At 68.8% G+C, this 18196-nt stretch carries 17 protein-coding genes; 5 read left to right on the top strand and 12 right to left on the bottom strand.

What is annotated here, in order from left to right; genetic code table 11:
* Positions 1–88 precede the first annotated feature (88 nt).
* Entirely contained in the window at positions 89–997 is a 909-nt protein-coding gene (locus tag HEB94_RS41030; RefSeq protein WP_192754826.1) for a DUF2785 domain-containing protein, read from the bottom strand.
* 108 nt (positions 998–1105) lie between these two features.
* Between HEB94_RS41030 and HEB94_RS41025 the strand changes: the two genes are divergently transcribed.
* Complete coding sequence (locus HEB94_RS41025; protein ID WP_192754825.1) at positions 1106–2575, top strand: histidine kinase N-terminal domain-containing protein; 1470 nt, start codon at positions 1106–1108, stop codon at positions 2573–2575.
* A gap of 129 nt (positions 2576–2704) precedes the next feature.
* On the opposite strand, the gene HEB94_RS41020 is transcribed toward HEB94_RS41025, so the two are convergent.
* Positions 2705–2956, bottom strand: coding sequence for a WhiB family transcriptional regulator (locus tag HEB94_RS41020; protein ID WP_092656556.1), 252 nt, complete (start codon positions 2954–2956; stop codon positions 2705–2707).
* A 434-nt stretch (positions 2957–3390) separates the two neighbouring features.
* On the opposite strand from HEB94_RS41020, the gene HEB94_RS41015 reads away from it, so the two are divergent.
* A complete protein-coding gene (locus HEB94_RS41015) occupies positions 3391–3975 on the top strand; it encodes a hypothetical protein (protein WP_192754824.1) in 585 nt (194 codons plus the stop codon).
* A gap of 2 nt (positions 3976–3977) precedes the next feature.
* Here HEB94_RS41015 and HEB94_RS41010 read toward each other — a convergent pair whose 3' ends face one another.
* The 3 genes from HEB94_RS41010 to sodN all read right to left on the bottom strand — a co-directional run bounded on the left by HEB94_RS41010 (position 3978) and on the right by sodN (position 6103).
* Positions 3978–4763 carry an RNA polymerase sigma factor SigF gene (locus HEB94_RS41010; RefSeq protein WP_192754823.1) on the bottom strand — a complete coding sequence of 262 codons (786 nt, stop codon included), beginning with the start codon at positions 4761–4763 and terminating at the stop codon, positions 3978–3980.
* A 38-nt stretch (positions 4764–4801) separates the two neighbouring features.
* On the bottom strand, positions 4802–5401 hold the full coding sequence (locus HEB94_RS53940; protein ID WP_202896818.1) for an ATP-binding protein: 600 nt from the start codon (positions 5399–5401) through the stop codon (positions 4802–4804).
* 297 nt (positions 5402–5698) lie between these two features.
* Positions 5699–6103: a superoxide dismutase, Ni gene (gene sodN, locus HEB94_RS41000; RefSeq protein ID WP_192754822.1), complete on the bottom strand. Its 405-nt coding sequence runs from the start codon at positions 6101–6103 to the stop codon at positions 5699–5701.
* Between the two features lie 109 nt (positions 6104–6212).
* Between sodN and HEB94_RS40995 the strand changes: the two genes are divergently transcribed.
* Positions 6213–6551: a S24 family peptidase gene (locus HEB94_RS40995; protein ID WP_192754821.1), complete on the top strand. Its 339-nt coding sequence runs from the start codon at positions 6213–6215 to the stop codon at positions 6549–6551.
* 40 nt (positions 6552–6591) lie between these two features.
* Here the strand turns inward: HEB94_RS40995 and HEB94_RS40990 are convergent, their stop codons facing one another.
* The 3 genes from HEB94_RS40990 to HEB94_RS40980 are packed head-to-tail and all read right to left on the bottom strand — an operon-like array spanning position 6592 to position 9262.
* Entirely contained in the window at positions 6592–7356 is a 765-nt protein-coding gene (locus HEB94_RS40990; RefSeq protein ID WP_192757002.1) for an amino acid ABC transporter ATP-binding protein, read from the bottom strand.
* Between the two features lie 59 nt (positions 7357–7415).
* Positions 7416–8345 carry an amino acid ABC transporter permease gene (locus tag HEB94_RS40985; protein ID WP_192754820.1) on the bottom strand — a complete coding sequence of 310 codons (930 nt, stop codon included), beginning with the start codon at positions 8343–8345 and terminating at the stop codon, positions 7416–7418.
* Positions 8342–9262 carry an ABC transporter substrate-binding protein gene (locus HEB94_RS40980; RefSeq protein WP_192754819.1) on the bottom strand — a complete coding sequence of 307 codons (921 nt, stop codon included), beginning with the start codon at positions 9260–9262 and terminating at the stop codon, positions 8342–8344. The genes HEB94_RS40985 and HEB94_RS40980 overlap by 4 nt, the downstream gene beginning before the upstream one ends.
* Before the next feature lie 432 nt (positions 9263–9694).
* Here HEB94_RS40980 and HEB94_RS40975 point away from each other — a divergent pair, with 432 nt between their 5' ends.
* Both HEB94_RS40975 and HEB94_RS40970 read left to right on the top strand, forming a co-directional pair.
* Positions 9695–10924: an NAD(P)-dependent malic enzyme gene (locus HEB94_RS40975; RefSeq protein WP_192754818.1), complete on the top strand. Its 1230-nt coding sequence runs from the start codon at positions 9695–9697 to the stop codon at positions 10922–10924.
* Positions 10925–10986: 62 nt separating this feature from the next.
* Positions 10987–11958: a zinc-binding dehydrogenase gene (locus HEB94_RS40970; protein WP_192754817.1), complete on the top strand. Its 972-nt coding sequence runs from the start codon at positions 10987–10989 to the stop codon at positions 11956–11958.
* Positions 11959–12049: 91 nt separating this feature from the next.
* On the opposite strand, the gene HEB94_RS40965 is transcribed toward HEB94_RS40970, so the two are convergent.
* From HEB94_RS40965 to HEB94_RS40950, 4 genes are all read right to left on the bottom strand, one after another.
* Positions 12050–12793 (bottom strand): AAA family ATPase, encoded by a 744-nt coding sequence (locus HEB94_RS40965; protein ID WP_192754816.1) that lies wholly within the window; start codon positions 12791–12793, stop codon positions 12050–12052.
* Entirely contained in the window at positions 12790–12966 is a 177-nt protein-coding gene (locus HEB94_RS40960) for a DUF6104 family protein (protein WP_192754815.1), read from the bottom strand. Before HEB94_RS40960 ends, HEB94_RS40965 begins: the two co-directional genes overlap by 4 nt.
* 24 nt (positions 12967–12990) lie before the next feature.
* Complete coding sequence (locus tag HEB94_RS40955; RefSeq protein WP_192754814.1) at positions 12991–16854, bottom strand: multifunctional oxoglutarate decarboxylase/oxoglutarate dehydrogenase thiamine pyrophosphate-binding subunit/dihydrolipoyllysine-residue succinyltransferase subunit; 3864 nt, start codon at positions 16852–16854, stop codon at positions 12991–12993.
* A gap of 198 nt (positions 16855–17052) precedes the next feature.
* Positions 17053–18003, bottom strand: a complete 951-nt coding sequence (locus tag HEB94_RS40950) for a hypothetical protein (protein ID WP_192754813.1) — start codon at positions 18001–18003, stop codon at positions 17053–17055.
* Positions 18004–18196: the final 193 nt, after the last annotated feature.

Raw genomic sequence — 18196 nt, 5'->3', positions numbered from 1 at the left:
GCCGTTCGACAGCCGGCGCCGGTGACGTGTGGGGACCGCGCGTCGGGCGGGACGTGGGAAACCCGAGGCCAGCGGCGTCGGACCGGTGCTAGCGCGACGGGGTGGAGAAGATGGCTGGCTGGCCGGCGCGCAGGACCCGCAGCAGCACCAACAGCAGGTCGGCGCGAACCTGCGGTGGCTTACCGAACAGCGTGACGTCCTGGGGCGTCTGCTGGCCACGCACCCCGAGGGCGAGTTGGAGGTGCAGCCCGCGGAGGAAGCCCGCGGTGTTGCCCGCGACCGGTGTGGGCCAGGCGGGTGCGGTGGTGCCCTCGTCGACGACGGGAGGAACGAGGGACGCGGCGAGTCGTTCGACCCAGGGCTCGAGAACGTCGATGCCGAGGCGGTTGCGGTGCAGCACCGTCATGACGGCGAAGGCGAGCCGGTCGTCCTCGCCGTGGAGGAGGCGGTGGGTGGTCGGGGTGAGCAGCCGGTCGGCGATGACGTCCAGCAGTACCGTGAGCTCGAGCTTGCCGAAGTGCTCCGAGCGAGCCAGGGCCGCGATCAGGTCGGCCCCGTGCGCGACTGCGTGCGCCCAACCGCGGCCCTCGACGTACCCACGCAGGTCGCGTTCGCGGACGAACCACGACGCCGCCCGGTCACCCCAGCGGAAGATCGCGTCGGAGTGGACCGCCCGCGCCACCTGGTCGCGCAGCACGGACTCGGCGAGCAGCAGGGCGGAGAAGGAACGCCGGAGCACACTGTCGGTGCCGTCCTCGCCAAGGCCGTTGAACAGCCCTTCGGAGACACCGTCGCCGAAACCGGCCAGCAGATCGTCGTAGACACCCTCGCTGATCCAGGCGGCGAGCACGGGGTAGGCGATGCCGTCGCGCACTTTCGGATCGACGTCGCCCAGCATATGGACGAGTTCGGCGGTGAGATCGTCCAGCGGGCGGTCGTGGGGCAGCCTGAAGCCGCTCGCGCGGACCTGCTCCCAGTACGCTGCACGAACCCCCACGTGGCCATCCTTCCAGACGTCGTGGCACCTCGCTGCGATCAGGGCACGCGAAGGTGAGCGAGCCACCGCAGGCCGTGAGATTAGCGCGGCCGGGGATACGCTCTCGGCGTGCCCTCTCTCGATGATGTGGTCCGCCAGTACACCGAGCTCGACGACCCCGACCGCGAGTGGCTGCACAAACTGGTCGCGGAGTGGCAGATGCTCGCGGATCTGTCGTTCGCGGACCTGGTTCTGTGGGTGCCCGACCGGGAGGGACTCGGGTTCTGGGCATGTGCCCAGATGCGGCCGACGACCGGGCCCACCGCTCACCTCGACGACCTCGTCGGCTCCTTCGTCCCACGCGGGCGTCGGCAACTCCTGGACGCGGCCTTCGACGACGGCCGGATCTGCCGGGAGGGCGACCCGGAGTGGCGCGACGAGGTGCCCGTCCGGATCGAGAGCATCCCGGTCCGTCGGGTCGACCGCGTGCTCGGTGTCATCACCCGCAACACCAACTTGCTCTCGGTCCGCACACCGAGCCGGCTCGAGCTGACCTATCTCAAGACCGCCACCGACCTCGCCCAGATGATCAGCGAGGGTGGTTTCCCCTTGCCTGGCGACCGGGTCGACCTCGACTCCGCGCCGCGCGTCGGTGACGGCCTGGTGCGACTCGACGTCGACGGGATCGTGACGTACGCCAGTCCCAACGCCCAGTCGGCCTATCGTCGGCTCGGACTCACCGGAGACCTGCTCGGCTGCCACCTTGGCACCATCACCTCGGGGCTGTTGCCTCCGTCACGTCGTCCCGTGGACGAGGCCATCTCGGTGCTCATCTCCGGACGCGCACCGCGCGAGACCGAGGTCGAGAACAACGGCGCCGTCGTCACCATGCGGGTGATTCCGCTGGTGCCGAACTCCGCGCCGGTCGGGGCGCTCGTGTTGCTCCGTGACGTCACCGACCTGCGCCGCCGCGAACGCGAGTTGCTCACCAAGGACGCGACGATCCGCGAGATCCACCACCGCGTCAAGAACAACTTGCAAACGGTGGCGGCCCTGCTCCGGCTTCAGGCGCGACGACTTGGCGCCGCCGGGGGCCGGGAGGCACTCGAGGAGGCCGTCCGCAGGGTAGGCACCATCGCCATCGTGCACGAGACCCTGTCGACCGCCTTCGAAGAACGCGTCGACTTCGACGAGGTGGCGGACCGGGTCCTCGCGATGGTGGCCGAGGTGTCGATTCCGGAGACGCGGGTGGTCCCTCGTCGAATCGGCTCCTTCGGGCTGTTGGGTGCGGAGACCGCGACACCCCTCGCGATGGTCATCACCGAGGTGGCGCAGAACGCCGTCCAGCATGGTGTGGGTCGACGCGGCGGCCGGGTGGAGGTCGTGGCCGAACGGCTGCGCGGGCGGTTGCGGGTCGTCATCGAGGACGACGGACGCGGACTCCCGGACGACTTCGATCTCGACCGTTCCGGACAACTCGGCCTGCAGATCGTGCGCACCCTCGTGGAGAGCGAACTCGGCGGGGTGCTCTCGATCGGCGCGCGGTCGGAAGGATCGGGGACGCGCGTGGTGTTCGACCTCCCCGACGACGGCCGCTGAGGCCTGCCGTCGTTTCCGGCGTTCGCGCGTCCGGCGTTCGCTTCCGGTACCTGCGCTGACCGACCACGCGAAGGTGGACATGAAGGGGCCCCTGCCGGTGTAGCAGGGGCCTCCTTGAGAGCTTCGCGATCAGATGATGCGGGCCCGGGAGCGGGCGGCACGTCGCTTAAGCGCCCGTCGCTCTTCCTCGCTCATACCGCCCCAGACACCGGCATCCTGGCCAGTTTCGAGGGCCCACTGCAGACAGAGGTCGACGACTTCACAACGACGGCAGACCGCCTTGGCCTCCTCGATCTGCAGGAGCGCGGGCCCGGTGTTCCCGATGGGGAAGAACAGCTCAGGGTCCTCGTCCCGGCAGATGGCCCGGTGGCGCCAGTCCATCAAGGCTTCACTCCTCAGTTTGTGCGCGTCGGCTCGGCCGGCAGCGCTGTGCTGGTTGGCTAATTCTGCTGTGTGAACACTTTCACGATCTTCCACGTGACAACAGACGCACACCAGTCCCCTGGTGGCGGTCACACGCAATGTGATCGCTTACGTCAGCCCCCGGCGCTACACCGATCAGGTGCCGCGCCTCTCTGCAGGCTCGATAGTTTCAACTATGCCAGCGATACACAAGACCCTTTCCGTGTTGTGGCGCGGAAAAGTCTATGTCGGTTACGTCACAAAGCTGGCCGAACGGTGACACAGCGTAGCGGAAACCTGCGTAGATCACGATCAGGTCACGCTAAGAAGTCGCCGAACGAGCAACGATACCGGGCAGTTCGCCGGCATCGCGCCGCGGCTCCCGAGCCCGGTCTGGTGGGTAACCTTCGCCTATGGCCAACCGTCGACCCCGCCCGGCTACCAGGCCCGCTCGCCGTTCCGGCTCGGCACCGAAGTCCGCCGGCACCGCCAAGCCCGGCCGTCCGGCGAGGACGTCCTCAGCTTCGACCGGCTCGACCGGAGCGACCGCGACCCAGGGCCGACCCGGAGCCGAGGCGGTGGAGACGCCGGCAGGCGCACGACCGACACCCGGCCCTGTCCGACCCTCCCGCATTCCTCCCACGCTGTACGCCGCGGCCGCGGTCGCCGCGCTCGAGGCCCTCGCCGGCCTGGGGGTCGGCGGCTGGCTGACGGTCGAGGCGGTCGTTCAGCACCCGGTGGGTCTCGCCATCGCGGCGAGCGCCGGTGTCTTCGTGCTGGCGATCGGTGTCGGCCTGGGCTTCCTCGCCTGGGGGTTGTTCAACGGCCGGCGATGGAGCCGTGGCCCGACCGTCGCGACGCAGCTGATCATGCTTCCGATCGGCTGGGAGTTCCTGTCCGGGGCCACCACGGCGGCAGGAGTCGTCATGCTGGTCGCGGCCGTTCTCACCCTCGGCCTGGTGCTCGCGCCTCCGTCGACCGCGGTGTTCCGCGGCTAGCGTCAGTCCTGCAGCAGGCGTTCGCGGAGTTGGGCGAGCGTCCTGGACAGCAGCCGTGACACGTGCATCTGGGAGATGCCGACCTCGGCGGCGATCTGGGACTGCGTCATCCCCTTGAAGAAGCGCAGCAGGAGGATCCGTTTCTCCCGGTCGGGCAGTTGGCTGAGCAGCGGACGGAGCGCCTCGCGGTATTCGACGCCCTCGAGCGCCTCGTCCTCGGTGCCGAGTGAGTCGACGACCGCCGGTGCGTCCTCCTGCCCCTGGTCGGGGGCGTCGAGGGAGAGCGTGCTGTAGGCGTTGGCGGACTCGAGACCTTCCAGCACCTCCTCCTCTCGTACACCGAGCTTCCCGGACAGCTCGCCGACCGTCGGCGCGCGGCCGAGCTCCTGAGTGAGGTCGCCGGTGACCGTGGCGAGGGAGAGCCGGAGTTCCTGGAGCCTGCGAGGCACCCGGATGGCCCAACCGCGGTCGCGGAAGTGGCGCTTCAGCTCACCCACGATGGTCGGGGTGGCATACGTCGAGAACTCCACGCCGCGCTGGGCGTCGAAGCGGTCGACGGACTTGATGAGCCCGATGGTGCCGACCTGGACCAGGTCGTCGAGTGGCTCGCCCCGGTTGCGGAACCGCCGTGCCAGGTGCTCGACGAGGGGCAGGTGCATCTCGACCAGGCGATCGCGGACCTTGGCCCGGCGCGGGTCGTCCGCGTCGATCTTGCCGAGATGAGCGAAGAGTTCTCGGGTCAGCGTGCGGGTGTCCGGCACCCGGTCCAGCCCCGGCAGGTCTTCCAAGGCAGGTCCCGAGTCATGCGTGGTGATGGGGTGTTCGATCACTGGTCTACCGCGCCCGATCCCCGTGGCGGTACGCCGGTCGAGCCGCCGGCTGATGCGGCGTTCCCCTCGACAGTCGTCGCCCCGGCCTCGCCGGTGCGGGGCCGGTGGTCGCGGCCCCGTTGGTTGCGTACGTCATCCAGCGCGCGGACCTGGGCGGACGACGGGTGGGTCGGCGCGACTGCCTCGCCGCGCTTGGTCAGTGTGACGGTGGCGCGTTGGTGCTCGGGCTGGACGAGTGTGTCGACGTGTCCGGCGAGTGCCGTCAACACGGTCCAGGCGAAGGAGTTGCGAGCGGGCACCCGCGGGTTGCGAGAGTGCACCGACACCGAGACGGTGAGTTCGTCACCAGCGAGCTCGAAGCGACAGGACAGCTGCGATCCGGGCACGGCCTGGGTGAGCAACAGTGCGCTGGCCTCGTCGACCGCGATGCGCAGGTCCTCGATCTCGTCGAGGGTGAAGTCGAGCCGGGCGGCGAGAGCGGCCGCCGTCGTCCGGAGTACGGACACGTAGGCCGTACGTGCGGGGACGCCGAGCTCGACGACGTCCATCTCCTGATCGTCCCGTGCCGCATCGGCGTTGTCGGGTACGTCGGTCACGTGTTCCTCCGCCATCGGCTACGTCGGTCAGGTCAGCCCCACCGTACGCCGGGAGACTACCGCGTGATGGCGGATTGGGCACGCGGAGTGGCAAGGAGACTGCGTGGCGTCATCGAGAAATTCGGTTCGATTCGGAGGTGCCGAGCGCACCTCGACGGACGTCCGAGCGGTCGCCGCGACGACAACCACGACGACGAGCAGACGCTGGGACGACGACACGCACAGAACCGCATCCACCCCCGGGTACACCCGAGGATCGATGCGGTCCTGTGCGTGTCGACAGCGGCCCGGAAAGGGTCAGGCCTTCTTGGTCTCCCAGAAGATCTCGGCGATCTCGTCGATCTTCGCCAACAGCTCGTCGGCCACCTTGACGTCCGTCGAGGCCTTGGAGCCGCCGCCACCACCGGCGAGCTTGGTGGCCTCGTTGAACAGCGAGTGCAGCTGGGGGTACTTCTCGAAGTGCGGGGGCTTGAAGTAGTCCGTCCACAGCACCCAGAGGTGGTGCTTGACCAGCTCGGAGCGCTGCTCCTTGATCAGCAGCGCACGGGTCCTGAAATCGGGGTCACTGTTGCCATCGAGCTTCTCGATGATGGCCTTGACCGACTGGGCTTCGATCCTGGCCTGAGCCGGGTCGTACACCCCGCACGGCAGGTCGCAGTGCGCCGAGACCTCGACTGCCGGTGCGAACAGACGCGAAAGCATCTTCGTCCTTCCTTCCCGAACCGTGTCTGGGTGGCTTTTGTTCCATTGGTTCCCTGACTTCTTGCGACACTACTCCTGCTTCCAAACGTCGACGATTGGGGGATCTCGAGTGGCGCGGTTCGGCATCGCGACGGTCAGGGGCCGCTCCATGCAACCCACGCTATGGGACGGCGACCGGCTTGTCGTGCGTTACGTCGATCACGCTCGCCCGGGCGATCTGGTGCTCGTCCGGCTCCCACACCGACCGCTGTCGGTGAAGCGGCTGGTCCGCCGCGAGCCCGAGGGCGGCTGGTGGGTCGAACGTGACAATCCTCACGAAGGCGTCGATTCCTGGCAGATCGGTGCCATTCCGGACGGCGACCTGGTGGCCGTCGTGGTCACCAGGCTCCGCGTGCTGAACTCCGTGGCTCGATGGCGCCGCCGGACCCGGACGCGCCGCCCGGCCTGACCCTCGCGCCGCGTCCGCTCCTGAGCCGCGCCCGGCCGCCTCAGGAGCGGACGTCGAGCACGCGCTGCAGGAACGCGCGGGTCCGCTCGTGGCCGGGGTTGGTCAGGACCGACCGCGGGTCACCCGACTCGACCACGACGCCCTCGTCCATGAAGGCGACCGTGTCTCCCACATCGCGGGCGAAGCCCATCTCGTGGGTGACGACGACCATCGTCATGCCGTCAAGCGCCAGTTGGCGCATGACGTCGAGCACCTCGCCGACGAGTTCCGGATCCAGTGCCGAGGTGGGCTCGTCGAAGAGCATGAGCTTCGGTCGCATCGCGAGCGCACGGGCGATCGCGACGCGTTGCTGTTGCCCCCCGGACAGTTCGGCGGGGTACTTGCCCAGGTGGTCGCGCAGCCCGACCCGCTCGAGGAGGCTCTGGGCATGCGCCCTGGCCTGCGTCCTCGGCTCGTTGCGGACCCGTATCGGCGCCTCGGTGATGTTGTCCAGGGCGGTCATGTGCGGGAACAGGTTGAACTGCTGGAACACCATGCCGATCTCACGGCGTTGTGCCGCCACCTCACTCGGCTTGAGTTCGTGCAACCGGTCGCCGCGCTGGTGGTAGCCGACCAGGGCGCCGTCGACCCACAACCGGCCGCCGTCGATCTTCTCCAGGTGGTTGATGCAGCGCAGGAACGTCGACTTGCCCGATCCCGACGGCCCGATGACGCAGCACACCTGTCCGGTGGCCACCTCCAGGTCGACACCTCTGAGCACCTCGTGCCGCCCGAACCGTTTCCGGACGTTCTCGGCCTTCACCATCGTCGCGGTGCCGGCGATCGGCGTACCGGTGCTCGGCGTACCGGGGCTTCGACCTGTCGTCATGCGCCACCTGCCCGACCGCTGTCCAGCCTCATCCGTGCCGCCTGACTCCGGGTGCCCCGGCTGAAGTGTCGTTCGACGAAGTACTGCACCACCATGAGGACGCTTGTCAGCGCGAGGTACCACAGGCAGGCCGCGACGAGCATCGGGAACACCTGGAAGGTGCGGCTCCCGATGCCCTGGAGCTGGAACCACAGCTCGTACGCGGGTACGTACGCGACCAGCGCGGTGTCCTTCAGCAGGGCGATCGTCTCGTTGCCCGTCGGCGGGATGATCACGCGCATCGCCTGCGGCATGATGATCCGGCGCAGGGTGTGGGTCCGCGACATCCCGAGCGAGGCGGCCGCGTCAAGCTGTCCTTGCGGAATCGACTGGATGCCGGCCCGGACGATCTCCGCCATGTACGCGGCCTCCGACAACGCGAGGCCGAGGGTGGCCGCGGCGAAGCCCGAGATCACGGTGCGCGCGTCGAACCCGAACAGTCGCCCGTCGATCTGCACACCGAACAGGTCGGCGAGGGCCGAGTCGAAGGGCAGCCCGAACTCGAACCGTTCGTAGAGGATGCCCAGGTTGCCGAAGAGGACCAGCAGCACGACCCGGGGTACGGCGCGGAAGAACCAGATGTAGAGCCAGGCGATCCCGGACAGGATCGGGTTCACCGACAGCCGCATGATGGCGAGAACGACCCCGAGGGCGATGCCGATGGCCATCGAGCCGACGGTCAGCAGCACCGACGCGCGGGCACCGTCGAGGACCGGACCGGCGAAGGCGTTGCGCGCCATGAAGGTCCACTGGAAGGCGGAGTTGGTGAGCAGCATGTGGGCGAACATCGCCGTCAGGACGACGATGACCGCCGTCGCCACCCACCGCCAGGGGTGCCGGACCGGCACCGCCTTGATGACCTCGTGCGAGGTGCCGGGCTCCGTCATGGGGTCGACGGGTTGACCTGGACCTGCTCGGAGGTGATGGCGCCCTTCTCGTTGCCCCACTTCCGAAGGATCTCGTCGTAGCCGCCGTCGTCGATGATCGCCTGCGTGGCCTTCTGGATCGCCTCGGCGAACTTCGCCTGGTCCTTGCCCACGACGATGCCGTAGGGCGCGTTGCCGTAGGGCTCGCCGAGCAACTCCAGCTTGCCCTGGCTCTGCTTCACGGCGTACACCGCGATCGGCAGGTCGGCCGTCATCGCGTCGTCCTTGCCCGTGACGAGGTTGCTGGTCACGGTGTCCTGACCGGGGTACTGGTCGAGGGTGATCGCGGGCTTACCGGCGTCGGTGCATTTCTTCGAGCGATCCTGTAGGTCGGGTACCTCGACCGTGTCCTTCTGTACTCCGATGCGCAGGCCGCAGGCGTTGTCGATCGAGACCTTCTTCGGATTTCCCTTCTGCGTCACCCACTGGATGGGGGAGTTGAAGTAGGAGATCATCAGCGCCTGCTGCTCGCGCTCGGGATTGATCGTGAACGACGAGACGCCGGCTTCGTACTTGCCCGACTGCACGCCCGGGATGATGTCGCCGAACTGTGCCGGCACCCAGTCGACCTCGAGGCCGAGCTTTCCGGCGATCGCGTCGTAGAGTTCGACGTCCATGCCGATGACGGTCCTTCCGTCGACGTCGAGGAACTCGTTGGGCGCGTACGACGCGTCGGTGCCGATGCGGATCTTTCCGTCGGCCCTGATCGCGTCCGGGACCAGCGCAGCGAGCGAGTTGTCCGCCGAGGTGGTGGCGGCGGGAGTTTCGGAGGAGGTCGCGGAGGGCTGGTTCTGGCCTCCACAGCCGGCGAGCGTGGCTCCGGCGGCGACGAGCACCGCACACGACGCCAGTGCGCGGCGGGTGAGCTGCCTGGTCATGGCACTGTCCTTTGCGTATGCGCTTCGGGCGATCTGGTGGACCGCGAAGAGGCGACGACCCCCGAGCGTCGCGTCGTTCCGGCTCTGTACATCGACTGCGAGTGATGCGACTGCGAGTGATGCGACTGCGAGTGATGCGACTGCGAGTGATGCGACTGCGAGTGCTGCGATGGAGCAACTGCGTCGGCGGTGCGCCCACATGATGTGTGGGTGGCGCGGTCAGGCGTCCAGAGGGCGACTTCTTCGTCGTTGTGCCCGGCGGAGCCGACACATGGTATGACAGACTCTTCGGATACGGGCGACCCCCGTTTGGCACCGCGACCGACCTGGACATGTCGTCGAAGCGTGATGCCGTTCCTCACGTTCGTGCTGATTTCGTGCTGACCGGGCAATTGCCTCGCGTCGCTTTCTATCTACATCGAGGGTCCCTGCATGTCGACAGATGCCCTGACCGATCCCTTCTCCGTTTCCGCTCCAGTTCCTCCGCCCGGGCCGACGGGCGACCGGTACGAAGACGATCCGGCGTTCGCCTTCCACCGCGGCGGCAAGCTCGAGGTGTCGTCCTCGGTCCCGTTGCGCGGGCGCGACGACCTCTCCCTCGCCTACACGCCGGGCGTCGCCCGCATCTGCACGGCGATCTCCGAATCGCCCGAACTCGTCCACGACTACACCTGGAAGTCCCGTACCGTCGCGGTGGTGACGGACGGGACCGCGGTGCTCGGCCTCGGAGACATCGGCCCGGCCGCGGCGCTCCCGGTGATGGAGGGCAAGGCGCTGCTGTTCAAGAAGTTCGGCGGTGTCGACGCGGTGCCGATCTGCCTGGACTGCACGGACGTCGAGGAGTTGGTGGAGACGGTCGTACGACTCGCTCCCGCCTTCGGCGGCATCAATCTGGAGGACATCTCCGCGCCGCGTTGTTTCGAGGTCGAACGCCGACTGCGTGACCGGCTGGACATTCCCGTCTTCCACGACGACCAGCACGGAACGGCGATCGTCGTCCTGGCGGCGCTCACCAACGCGCTCGAGTTGACCCGTCGCAAACCGGCCGACACAAGTGTCGTGATCTCCGGCGCGGGAGCCGCGGGCGTCGCGGTCGCACAGATCCTGCTCGCGGCCGGTGTCGAGGACATCGTGGTGACCGACCGGCGCGGTGCCCTGCACCCCGACCGTGCCGACCTCAATCCGGCCAAGCGCGCCCTCGCCCTCACGACGAACCCGGCCGGACTGACGGGCGGCCTGGGCGACGTACTGGCCGGTGCGGACGTCTTCATCGGGCTGTCCGGCGGTGAGGTGGGGGAGGCGCTGGTGGCGCGGATGGCACCTGACGCGATCGTCCTCGCGTTGGCCAACCCGACGCCCGAGGTGCACCCGGACGTCGCCGCCCGGCACGCGGCCGTCGTCGCGACCGGTCGGTCCGACTACCCGAACCAGATCAACAACGTCCTCGCGTTCCCGGGCGTCTTCCGCGGCGCCCTCGACGTGCGGGCCGCGCAGATCAGCGAAGGGATGAAGCTCGCCGCCGCGAGGGCACTGGCCGGTTTGGTCGGCGCCGACCTCGCACCGGACCGGGTCATTCCCTCGCCCTTCGACGAGCGGGTCGTCCCCGCTGTGGCCGCCGCGGTGGCGCAGGCCGCCCGACGCGAGGGGCTGGCCCGTCGCTGAGTCCTGGCCTGTCCCGGCGGTTGACGGGGCTGTCGGGGCGCTGCGATGGGTAGGGTCGGAGGGTGTTCGCCGCCTATGCCGCACGTCTCGACAGCCAGGACCCGCTCTCCGCGCTCGAGTTGGGTGAGCGCCCCGATCCCGAACCACCCACACCCGACTGGGTCCGGGTCGACGTCCGGGCCAGCGCACTGAACCACCACGACCTGTGGTCGCTGCGGGGTGTCGGGCTCGCCGAGAAGCAGCTCCCGATGATCCTCGGGTGCGACGCGGCCGGCGTGGACGAGGACGGCAACGAGGTCGTCGTCCACGCCGTCGTGAGCGACCCGAACTGGCGGGGGGACGAGACCCTCGATCCCCGACGTTCGCTGCTGTCGGAGCGCTACCAGGGCACCTTCGCCGAGCGGGTCGTCGTACCCCGCGCGAACCTCCTGCCCAAGCCTGCCGGCATGAGCTTCGAGGACGCGGCCTGCCTGCCGACGTCCTGGCTGACGGCCTACCGCATGCTCTTCACCCAGTCCGGCCTGCGTCCGGGCGACACCGTGCTCGTGCAGGGCGCGGGTGGAGGTGTGTCGACGGCGTTGGTCGTGCTCGGCAAGGCCGCCGGCTACCGCGTGTGGGTGACCGGACGGGGCGAGGAGAAGCGGTCGCGCGCGGTGGAGACCCTGGGCGCCGACGCCGCCTTCGAGGCCGGTGCGCGGCTGCCCGAGCGGGTCGACGCGGTGATGGAAACGGTCGGCGAGGCCACCTGGAGCCATTCGCTGAAGTCGCTTCGGCCCGGGGGCACCCTGGTGTGCTCCGGTGCCACCAGCGGCGCCAATCCGCCGGCGGAGCTCAACCGGGTCTTCTTCCTGCAGTTGCGCGTGGTGGGCTCGACGATGGGGACACGGGACGAGTTGGCCGGACTGCTCCGGCTCTGCGAGCAGGCGGGCGTACGTCCCGTCGTCGATCGTGTACTGCCGTTGTCCCAGGCCAAGGAGGGCTTCACCGCGATGGCAGCGGGCGACCTCTTCGGCAAGGTGGTCTTCACGCTGTAGGTCATACGGGTGGGACCGCCGGAGCGAGCCGAGGGTCGTGCGGATTTTCCCGCGGGAGAATCCGCCGCGACGCCACGGACGGACGCTCGGCTCAGAGGTCGAGGACGTGCCGGAGGTAGCGCTGCGGTTGGGAGAGGTAGCTTCGCCAGTGCTCGACCAGCTCCAGGTCCTCCCAGCTGGTCGGACGAATACCCCACTCGCCGATCTCCAGCAGATGCGCGCCCGGAAGTGCCGTGAGCAGCGGCGAGTGGGTCGCGCACAGGACCTGACCGCCGCCGCGGGCGAGGTCGTCGAGGACGCCGATCAGCGCGAGGCAGGACGAGAACGACAGCGCTGACTCCGGCTCGTCCAGGCAGTAGAAGCCGGGGGAGTCGAAGCGGGTGCGGAGGACCTCGATGAACGACTCGCCATGGCTCAGCGCGTGGAACTTCGGGTCACGCGAGCCCCCGCCCCGGTCCTCGAGATAGGTGTAGAACCCGTGCATCGTCTCGGCACGGAGGAAGAAGCCCCACCGCGGAGCTCCCGCCGTGCGTTCCAGCCGGATCACGCGGTTCAGCGGGGACTCGGTGGGACGACTGGAGTAGGCCGCTCCGGTCGAGCCTCCCTCCGGGGAGAGGCCGTACGCCATCGCGATCGCCTCGACCAGAGTGGACTTGCCGGAGCCGTTCTCGCCGACCAGGAACGTCACGCCCGGTGGGAGATCGAGCCCGTCGCGCAGAAGCTGCGCGACGGGCGGCAACGTGAACGGCCAGGCGCGTCTGTTGACATCGGCGGCCGCGTGCTCGTCAGGGAGCACCCGGCGTACGACGCGCTTGTCGGCGAGGCCGGCGGTCACTCGTCCTCGTCGTCCAGCCGGGCGAGCCAGGTGGCGAGGCGTTCGATCGGTGTCTCGAACTCTGGGTTCAGGTCGACGAACTCCTGGAGCCGCCCGGCCAGCCAGGCGAGGGTCACTTCGTCCTCGCCCCGCCGGTCGGACAGTTCCTCGATACCGCGATCAGTGAAGTACATCGTGTGCGTCGACTTCGGGCCGGCTCACTGGAACGCCGCTTCGAGCAGGGAGGCCTGCTCGCTCTTGTGCACCGAGCCGGATCCCACCGACGGAGCGGCCGAAGCGGCGCGCGAGACCAGCCGGATCGTCCGGCCGAGCTCCGGGACGAGGTTGAGCGCCATGTGCGGCCACGGACCCTGGTTGGCCGGCTCGTCCTGCACCCAGAGGATCTCGCTCGCGTTCGGGTACTTCGCCAGCTCCGCCTTCAGCGCGTCGACGGGGAGCGGGCTCAACTGCTCGACTCGCACGATGGCGGTCTGGCGGTTGTCGCCCTCCCGGCGCTTGCGCTCGGCGAGCAGCTCCCAGGTGATCTTGCCGGAGCAGAGCACCACGCGTTGGGCCGCGCTGGGGTCGATGGCGTCGTCCCCGATCACCGGCTGGAACCGCCCGCTGGTGAACTCCGCCGGCTGGCTGGTCGCGGCCTTGCTCCGCAGCATCGACTTCGGGGTGAAGACGATCAGCGGCCGGTGCAGCGCGCCCAGGCTGTGCCAGCGCAGCAGGTGGAAGTAGTTGGCCGGCGAGGACGGCTGGGCGACCGTCATCGACTCACCGTAAGCGAGCTGGAGGAACCGCTCGATCCGGGCGGAGGAGTGGTCCGGCCCCTGGCCTTCGTGTCCGTGCGGCAGCAGCAGCACGACGCCCGAGCGCTGCCCCCACTTGGCCTCACCCGCGGAGATGAACTCGTCGATGATGGTCTGCGCGCCGTTGCCGAAGTCGCCGAACTGCGCCTCCCAGCAGACCAGCGCGTCCGGCCGGGCGACCGAGTAGCCGTACTCGAAGCCCATGGCGGCGAATTCACTCAGCAGGGAGTCGTAGATGTAGAACGGCCCCTGGTTGTCGTCGTCGAGGTGCTGCAGCGGCGACCAGTCCTCCCCGGTGTGCCGGTCGACCAGGGTGGCGAACCGCTGCACGAAGGTGCCGCGGCGGCTGTCCTGGCCGGCCAGCCGGACCGGTCGTCCGGCGAGCAGGAGCGAGCCGAAGGCGACGATCTCCGCGGTGGCCCAGTCGATCGGACCGTCGGTGATCGCCGCGGCGCGGCGCTGCAGTTGGGGCAGGACCTTCGGGTGGACGGTGAAGCCCTCGGGCGTCGAGACGTGGACGTCGGCGACCTTCTTGAGGACCTCCGCCGGCACCGCCGTCTCCAGCTCCGCCGCGGGCTTCTCCGGATAGTCGGGAACTGTGAGGTAGTTCTCCGTCGGCGCGGACTTGGCGGCCCGCACCTCGGCGAACACCCGCTCCAGGCGTTCCTGGTAGTCGCGCAGCGCCTGCTCGGCCTCCTCGACGGAGATGTCGCCGCGGCCGATCAGCGCCTCGGTGTAGAGCTTGCGGACCGAGCGCTTGCCCTCGATCAGGTCGTACATCTTCGGCTGCGTGAACGACGGGTCGTCGCCCTCGTTGTGGCCTCGGCGGCGGTAGCAGATGACGTCGAGCACGACGTCCTTGTGGAACGCCTGACGGTATTCGAACGCCAGCCGGGCCACCCGGATGCAGGCCTCGGGGTCGTCGCCGTTGACATGGAAGATCGGCGCCTGGATCATCCGCGCGACGTCGGTGCAGTAGGTCGAGGAACGCGACGCCGTCGGCGAGGTCGTGAAGCCGACCTGGTTGTTGACGATGACGTGGATCGAGCCGCCCGTACGGTAGCCGCGGAGCTGGGAGAGGTTGAGCGTCTCCGCCACCACACCCTGGCCGGCGAACGCCGCGTCGCCGTGGACCAGGACCGGAAGGACCGGGAACTCCAGGCCACGGTTGAGGATGTCCTGCTTGGCCCGCGCGATGCCCTCGAGCACCGGGTCGACGGCCTCGAGGTGGGACGGGTTCGCCGCCACCGACACCTTGATCTTCGCGCCGCTGTCGGCGGTGAACTCGCCCTCGGCACCCAGGTGGTACTTGACGTCTCCGGAACCCTGGATGGTGCGCGGGTCGATGTTGCCCTCGAACTCGCGGAAGATGTGCGCGGGGCTCTTGCCGGCGATGTTGGCGAGAACGTTGAGTCGGCCTCGGTGGGCCATGCCGATGGTGACCTCGTCGAGGTCGGCCATCGCGGCCTGCTCACAGATCTCGTCGAGCAGCGCGATCGCCGACTCGCCGCCCTCCAGGCTGAACCGACGCTGACCGACGTACTTCGTCTGCAGGAAGGTCTCGAACGCCTCGGCCTGGTTGAGCTTGGCGAGGATCCGCAGCTGCTCCTGCTGGGGCAGCCGGTCCTGGGGACGCTCGACCCGGTCCTGGATCCAACGCCGCTCGTCCGGCTCCTGGATGTGCATGTATTCGACGCCGATGGTCCGGGAGTATGCGTCGCGCAGCAGCCCGAGGATGTGGCGGAGCATCATGAACCGCTTGCCGCCGCCGAAGGTCCCGGTCGCGAACTCGCGGTCGAGGTCCCACAGCGTGAGGCCGTGGGTCACCACGTCGAGGTCGGCGTGCCGACGGACCTTGTAGTCGAGCGGGTCGGTGTCGGCGATCAGGTGGCCGCGCACGCGGTAGGCGTGGATGAGCTCCAGCACCCGGGCCTGCTTGCCGATCTCGTCGTCGTGGGAGGCGGGGATGTCGGAGACCCAGCGCACCGGTTCGTACGGGATGCGGAGCGCGGCGAAGATGTCGTCGTAGAAGCCCTCGTCACCCAGGAGCAACTGGTGCACCCGGCGCAGGAACTCACCGGACTGCGCGCCCTGAATGACGCGGTGGTCGTAGGTCGAGGTGAGCGTCATGACCTTGCTCACCGCGAGCCGGTTCATCGTCTCCTCGGCCGCGCCCTGGTATTCGGCGGGGTACTCCATCGCGCCGACACCGACGATGCAGCCCTGACCGGCCATGAGCCGCGGGACCGAGTGGCTGGTGCCGATGGTGCCCGGGTTGGTGAGGCTGATCGTCGTGCCCTGGAAGTCCGCGACGGTCAGCTTGTTGGTGCGGGCCCGGCGTACGACGTCTTCGTACCCGCTCCAGAACGACGCGAAGTCGAGCGTCTCGGCCTTCTTGATGTTGGGGACCAGCAGCGAGCGGGTGCCGTCGCTCTTCTGGATGTCGATGGCGAGGCCGAGGGAGAGGTGCGGCGGCTTGACGAGCGTCGGCTTGCCGTCGACCTCGGTGTAGCCGTAGTTCATCTCCTGCATCGACCGGACCGCCTTGGCGATCGCGTAGCCGATGATGTGGGTGAAGCTGACCTTCCCGCCCCGGGAGCGGGCGAGGTGGTTGTTGATGACGATCCGGTTGTCGATGAGCAGCTTCACCGGGACCTGGCGCACGCTGGTCGCCGTCGGCACCGTCAGGCTCTCGTCCATGTTCTTGGCGGTGCGTGCGGCGGCACCACGCAGCGGGACGAGTTCGGGTTCGGGGGCCGGCTCGGGAGCCTCGGCGGGCTTCGCGGTGGCCGACTTGCTCGGGGGTGCGGTCCTGGCAGCGGGTGCGGCCTTGGCGGCGGGTGCGGCCTTGGCGGCCGGCGCGGTCGCGGGCTTCGCGGCGGGGGTCTGCTTGGCGACGGGCGTCGACGTGGACTTGGCCGGCGCGGAGGGACGGACGGCCGGAGCGGGAGCCGAGGGCCGCGATGTCGCGGTCGTCCCGTTCTTGGCCGAGGTGACCTGGTCCGGAGACGCCGCTCCACGAGGCGTGCCGCCGACCTGGCCCTGGGTGCGTACCGAGGACTGTGTCTGCCTGGACTCCGTCGCCGTGACACCGTCGGTGTCAGGGCCGGTGCCGTTGCTGTCCGGCTGATAGTCGCGGAAGAAGGCCAGCCAGGCCTTGTCCACGGAGTTCGGGTCCTTCAGGTAGCGCTGGTACATCTCGTCTACGAGCCACTCGTTCGTCCCGAACTGGGACAGCGGGTCGTTGTGCGAGGAGTGGGACGCCACGGCGTTGATCGCCTCTTCCGCTCACCATGATCGTATGGACCGATTGTTCGGCTTCGGGATCCAAGCCTAGTCGTCGAGTTCAACTCCGTTGGTCCGGGAGCAGGGGTTTTCGTTACCTCCCCGCCACGAACATAGACGCCGCGTGGGCAGCTGCCCACGCGGCGTCGTCAGGTCGCCGAAACGGCGGAGAATACTGCGTCACACGTCCGGAAGCTGAGACGCGGAAAGGACATATTGGAACAAGTTGCGGTAGCGCCGCATGATCATGCGCAGCTCGTCGGTGCTCAGATCGTCGTTGCTCTTCCACTCCCGCTCGATGCGGTCGCGGTGATCGGTGAACGTCGAGGTCACGAACTGCATGGCGTCACCGATGAGCAGGCCTGCCTCACGGACCGCGTCGCGCGGGTCGTCGAGGATCTGGGCCTGGGTGACCAGCCAGCGGTGCTGCAGCTCGTCGACGTGCCGCTTGCGGGCCGCCTCGAGCTGCTCGGCCTCACTCGGCCCGGAGACGGAGATGGTCTCCTCGTCGGCGCGGTCGTCGCTCAGCCGGATGTCGGAGTCGCGGTCGTCGGAGGAGTCGGAGCCGAGGTCGTCGGGCTCGGTCCGCCATGACAGGGGACTCGAGGTCACGGATCCGGAGTGCCGCCGCGGGCTCTCGTAGGTCTCGTCTGTGTCGTCGGCGGTCGTCTGGCTGGTCACGGAACCTTCCCAGGAGTCACGTGGAACTGGCGTCGCGGTGGCCGACGACTCCCGAGCGCTCCGGTCGCCGGGCTGGTCGTCGAAGGGCGAGCCGCCCTCGAGGACGGGCGCGGGCAGCGCGAAGGTGCGCTCCGGAGGTGCGCTCTTCAGGTCGTCGGAGGGCGGCGGGCGCAGACCGGGAGGCGCGAAGGCCTCGAAGCCCTCCGGGAGGCCGGGCTCGCGGTCGCGCGCGTCGCGCATCGGGGGCTGCTGGGGCGGCTGACCGTGCTGGTGAGGCGCCTGGTGCTGCGTCTGGGGCTGGGGCTGGTGGAGCGGAGCGCGCGGACCCGGGTCGAGCGCACGCTGCTCGAACGGGTGGGGCTCGTCTTGGTACTGGTCGTCGGCCTCGGACTCAGGGGGTGAGGTGAGGCGCTCCAGCCACGACTTCCGGCCCTTCTGGACGTCCCGCATCGACGTTCCTCCCGCCTGCGCAACCCGTCGAGTATGCGAATGTTGGCATGATGAGTCCCGGCGAGCCTCGTGCACGCCGTAGTGTCCTGTCAAGCCGGATTTTGGCGACTTGTACCTAATAGTAACGGGCTGCCTGTGGACCGATCCGGAACAAACCGCTGCGTGACGGGTACTGTGTCGCACGGAGTCATCG

The sequence above is a fragment of the Actinopolymorpha pittospori genome, from assembly GCF_014873875.1.
Classification (GTDB): Bacteria; Actinomycetota; Actinomycetes; order Propionibacteriales; family Actinopolymorphaceae; genus Actinopolymorpha; species Actinopolymorpha pittospori.
Note: the sequence above shows the minus strand (reverse complement) of the source record. Positions and strands in the feature narration are given on the sequence as shown.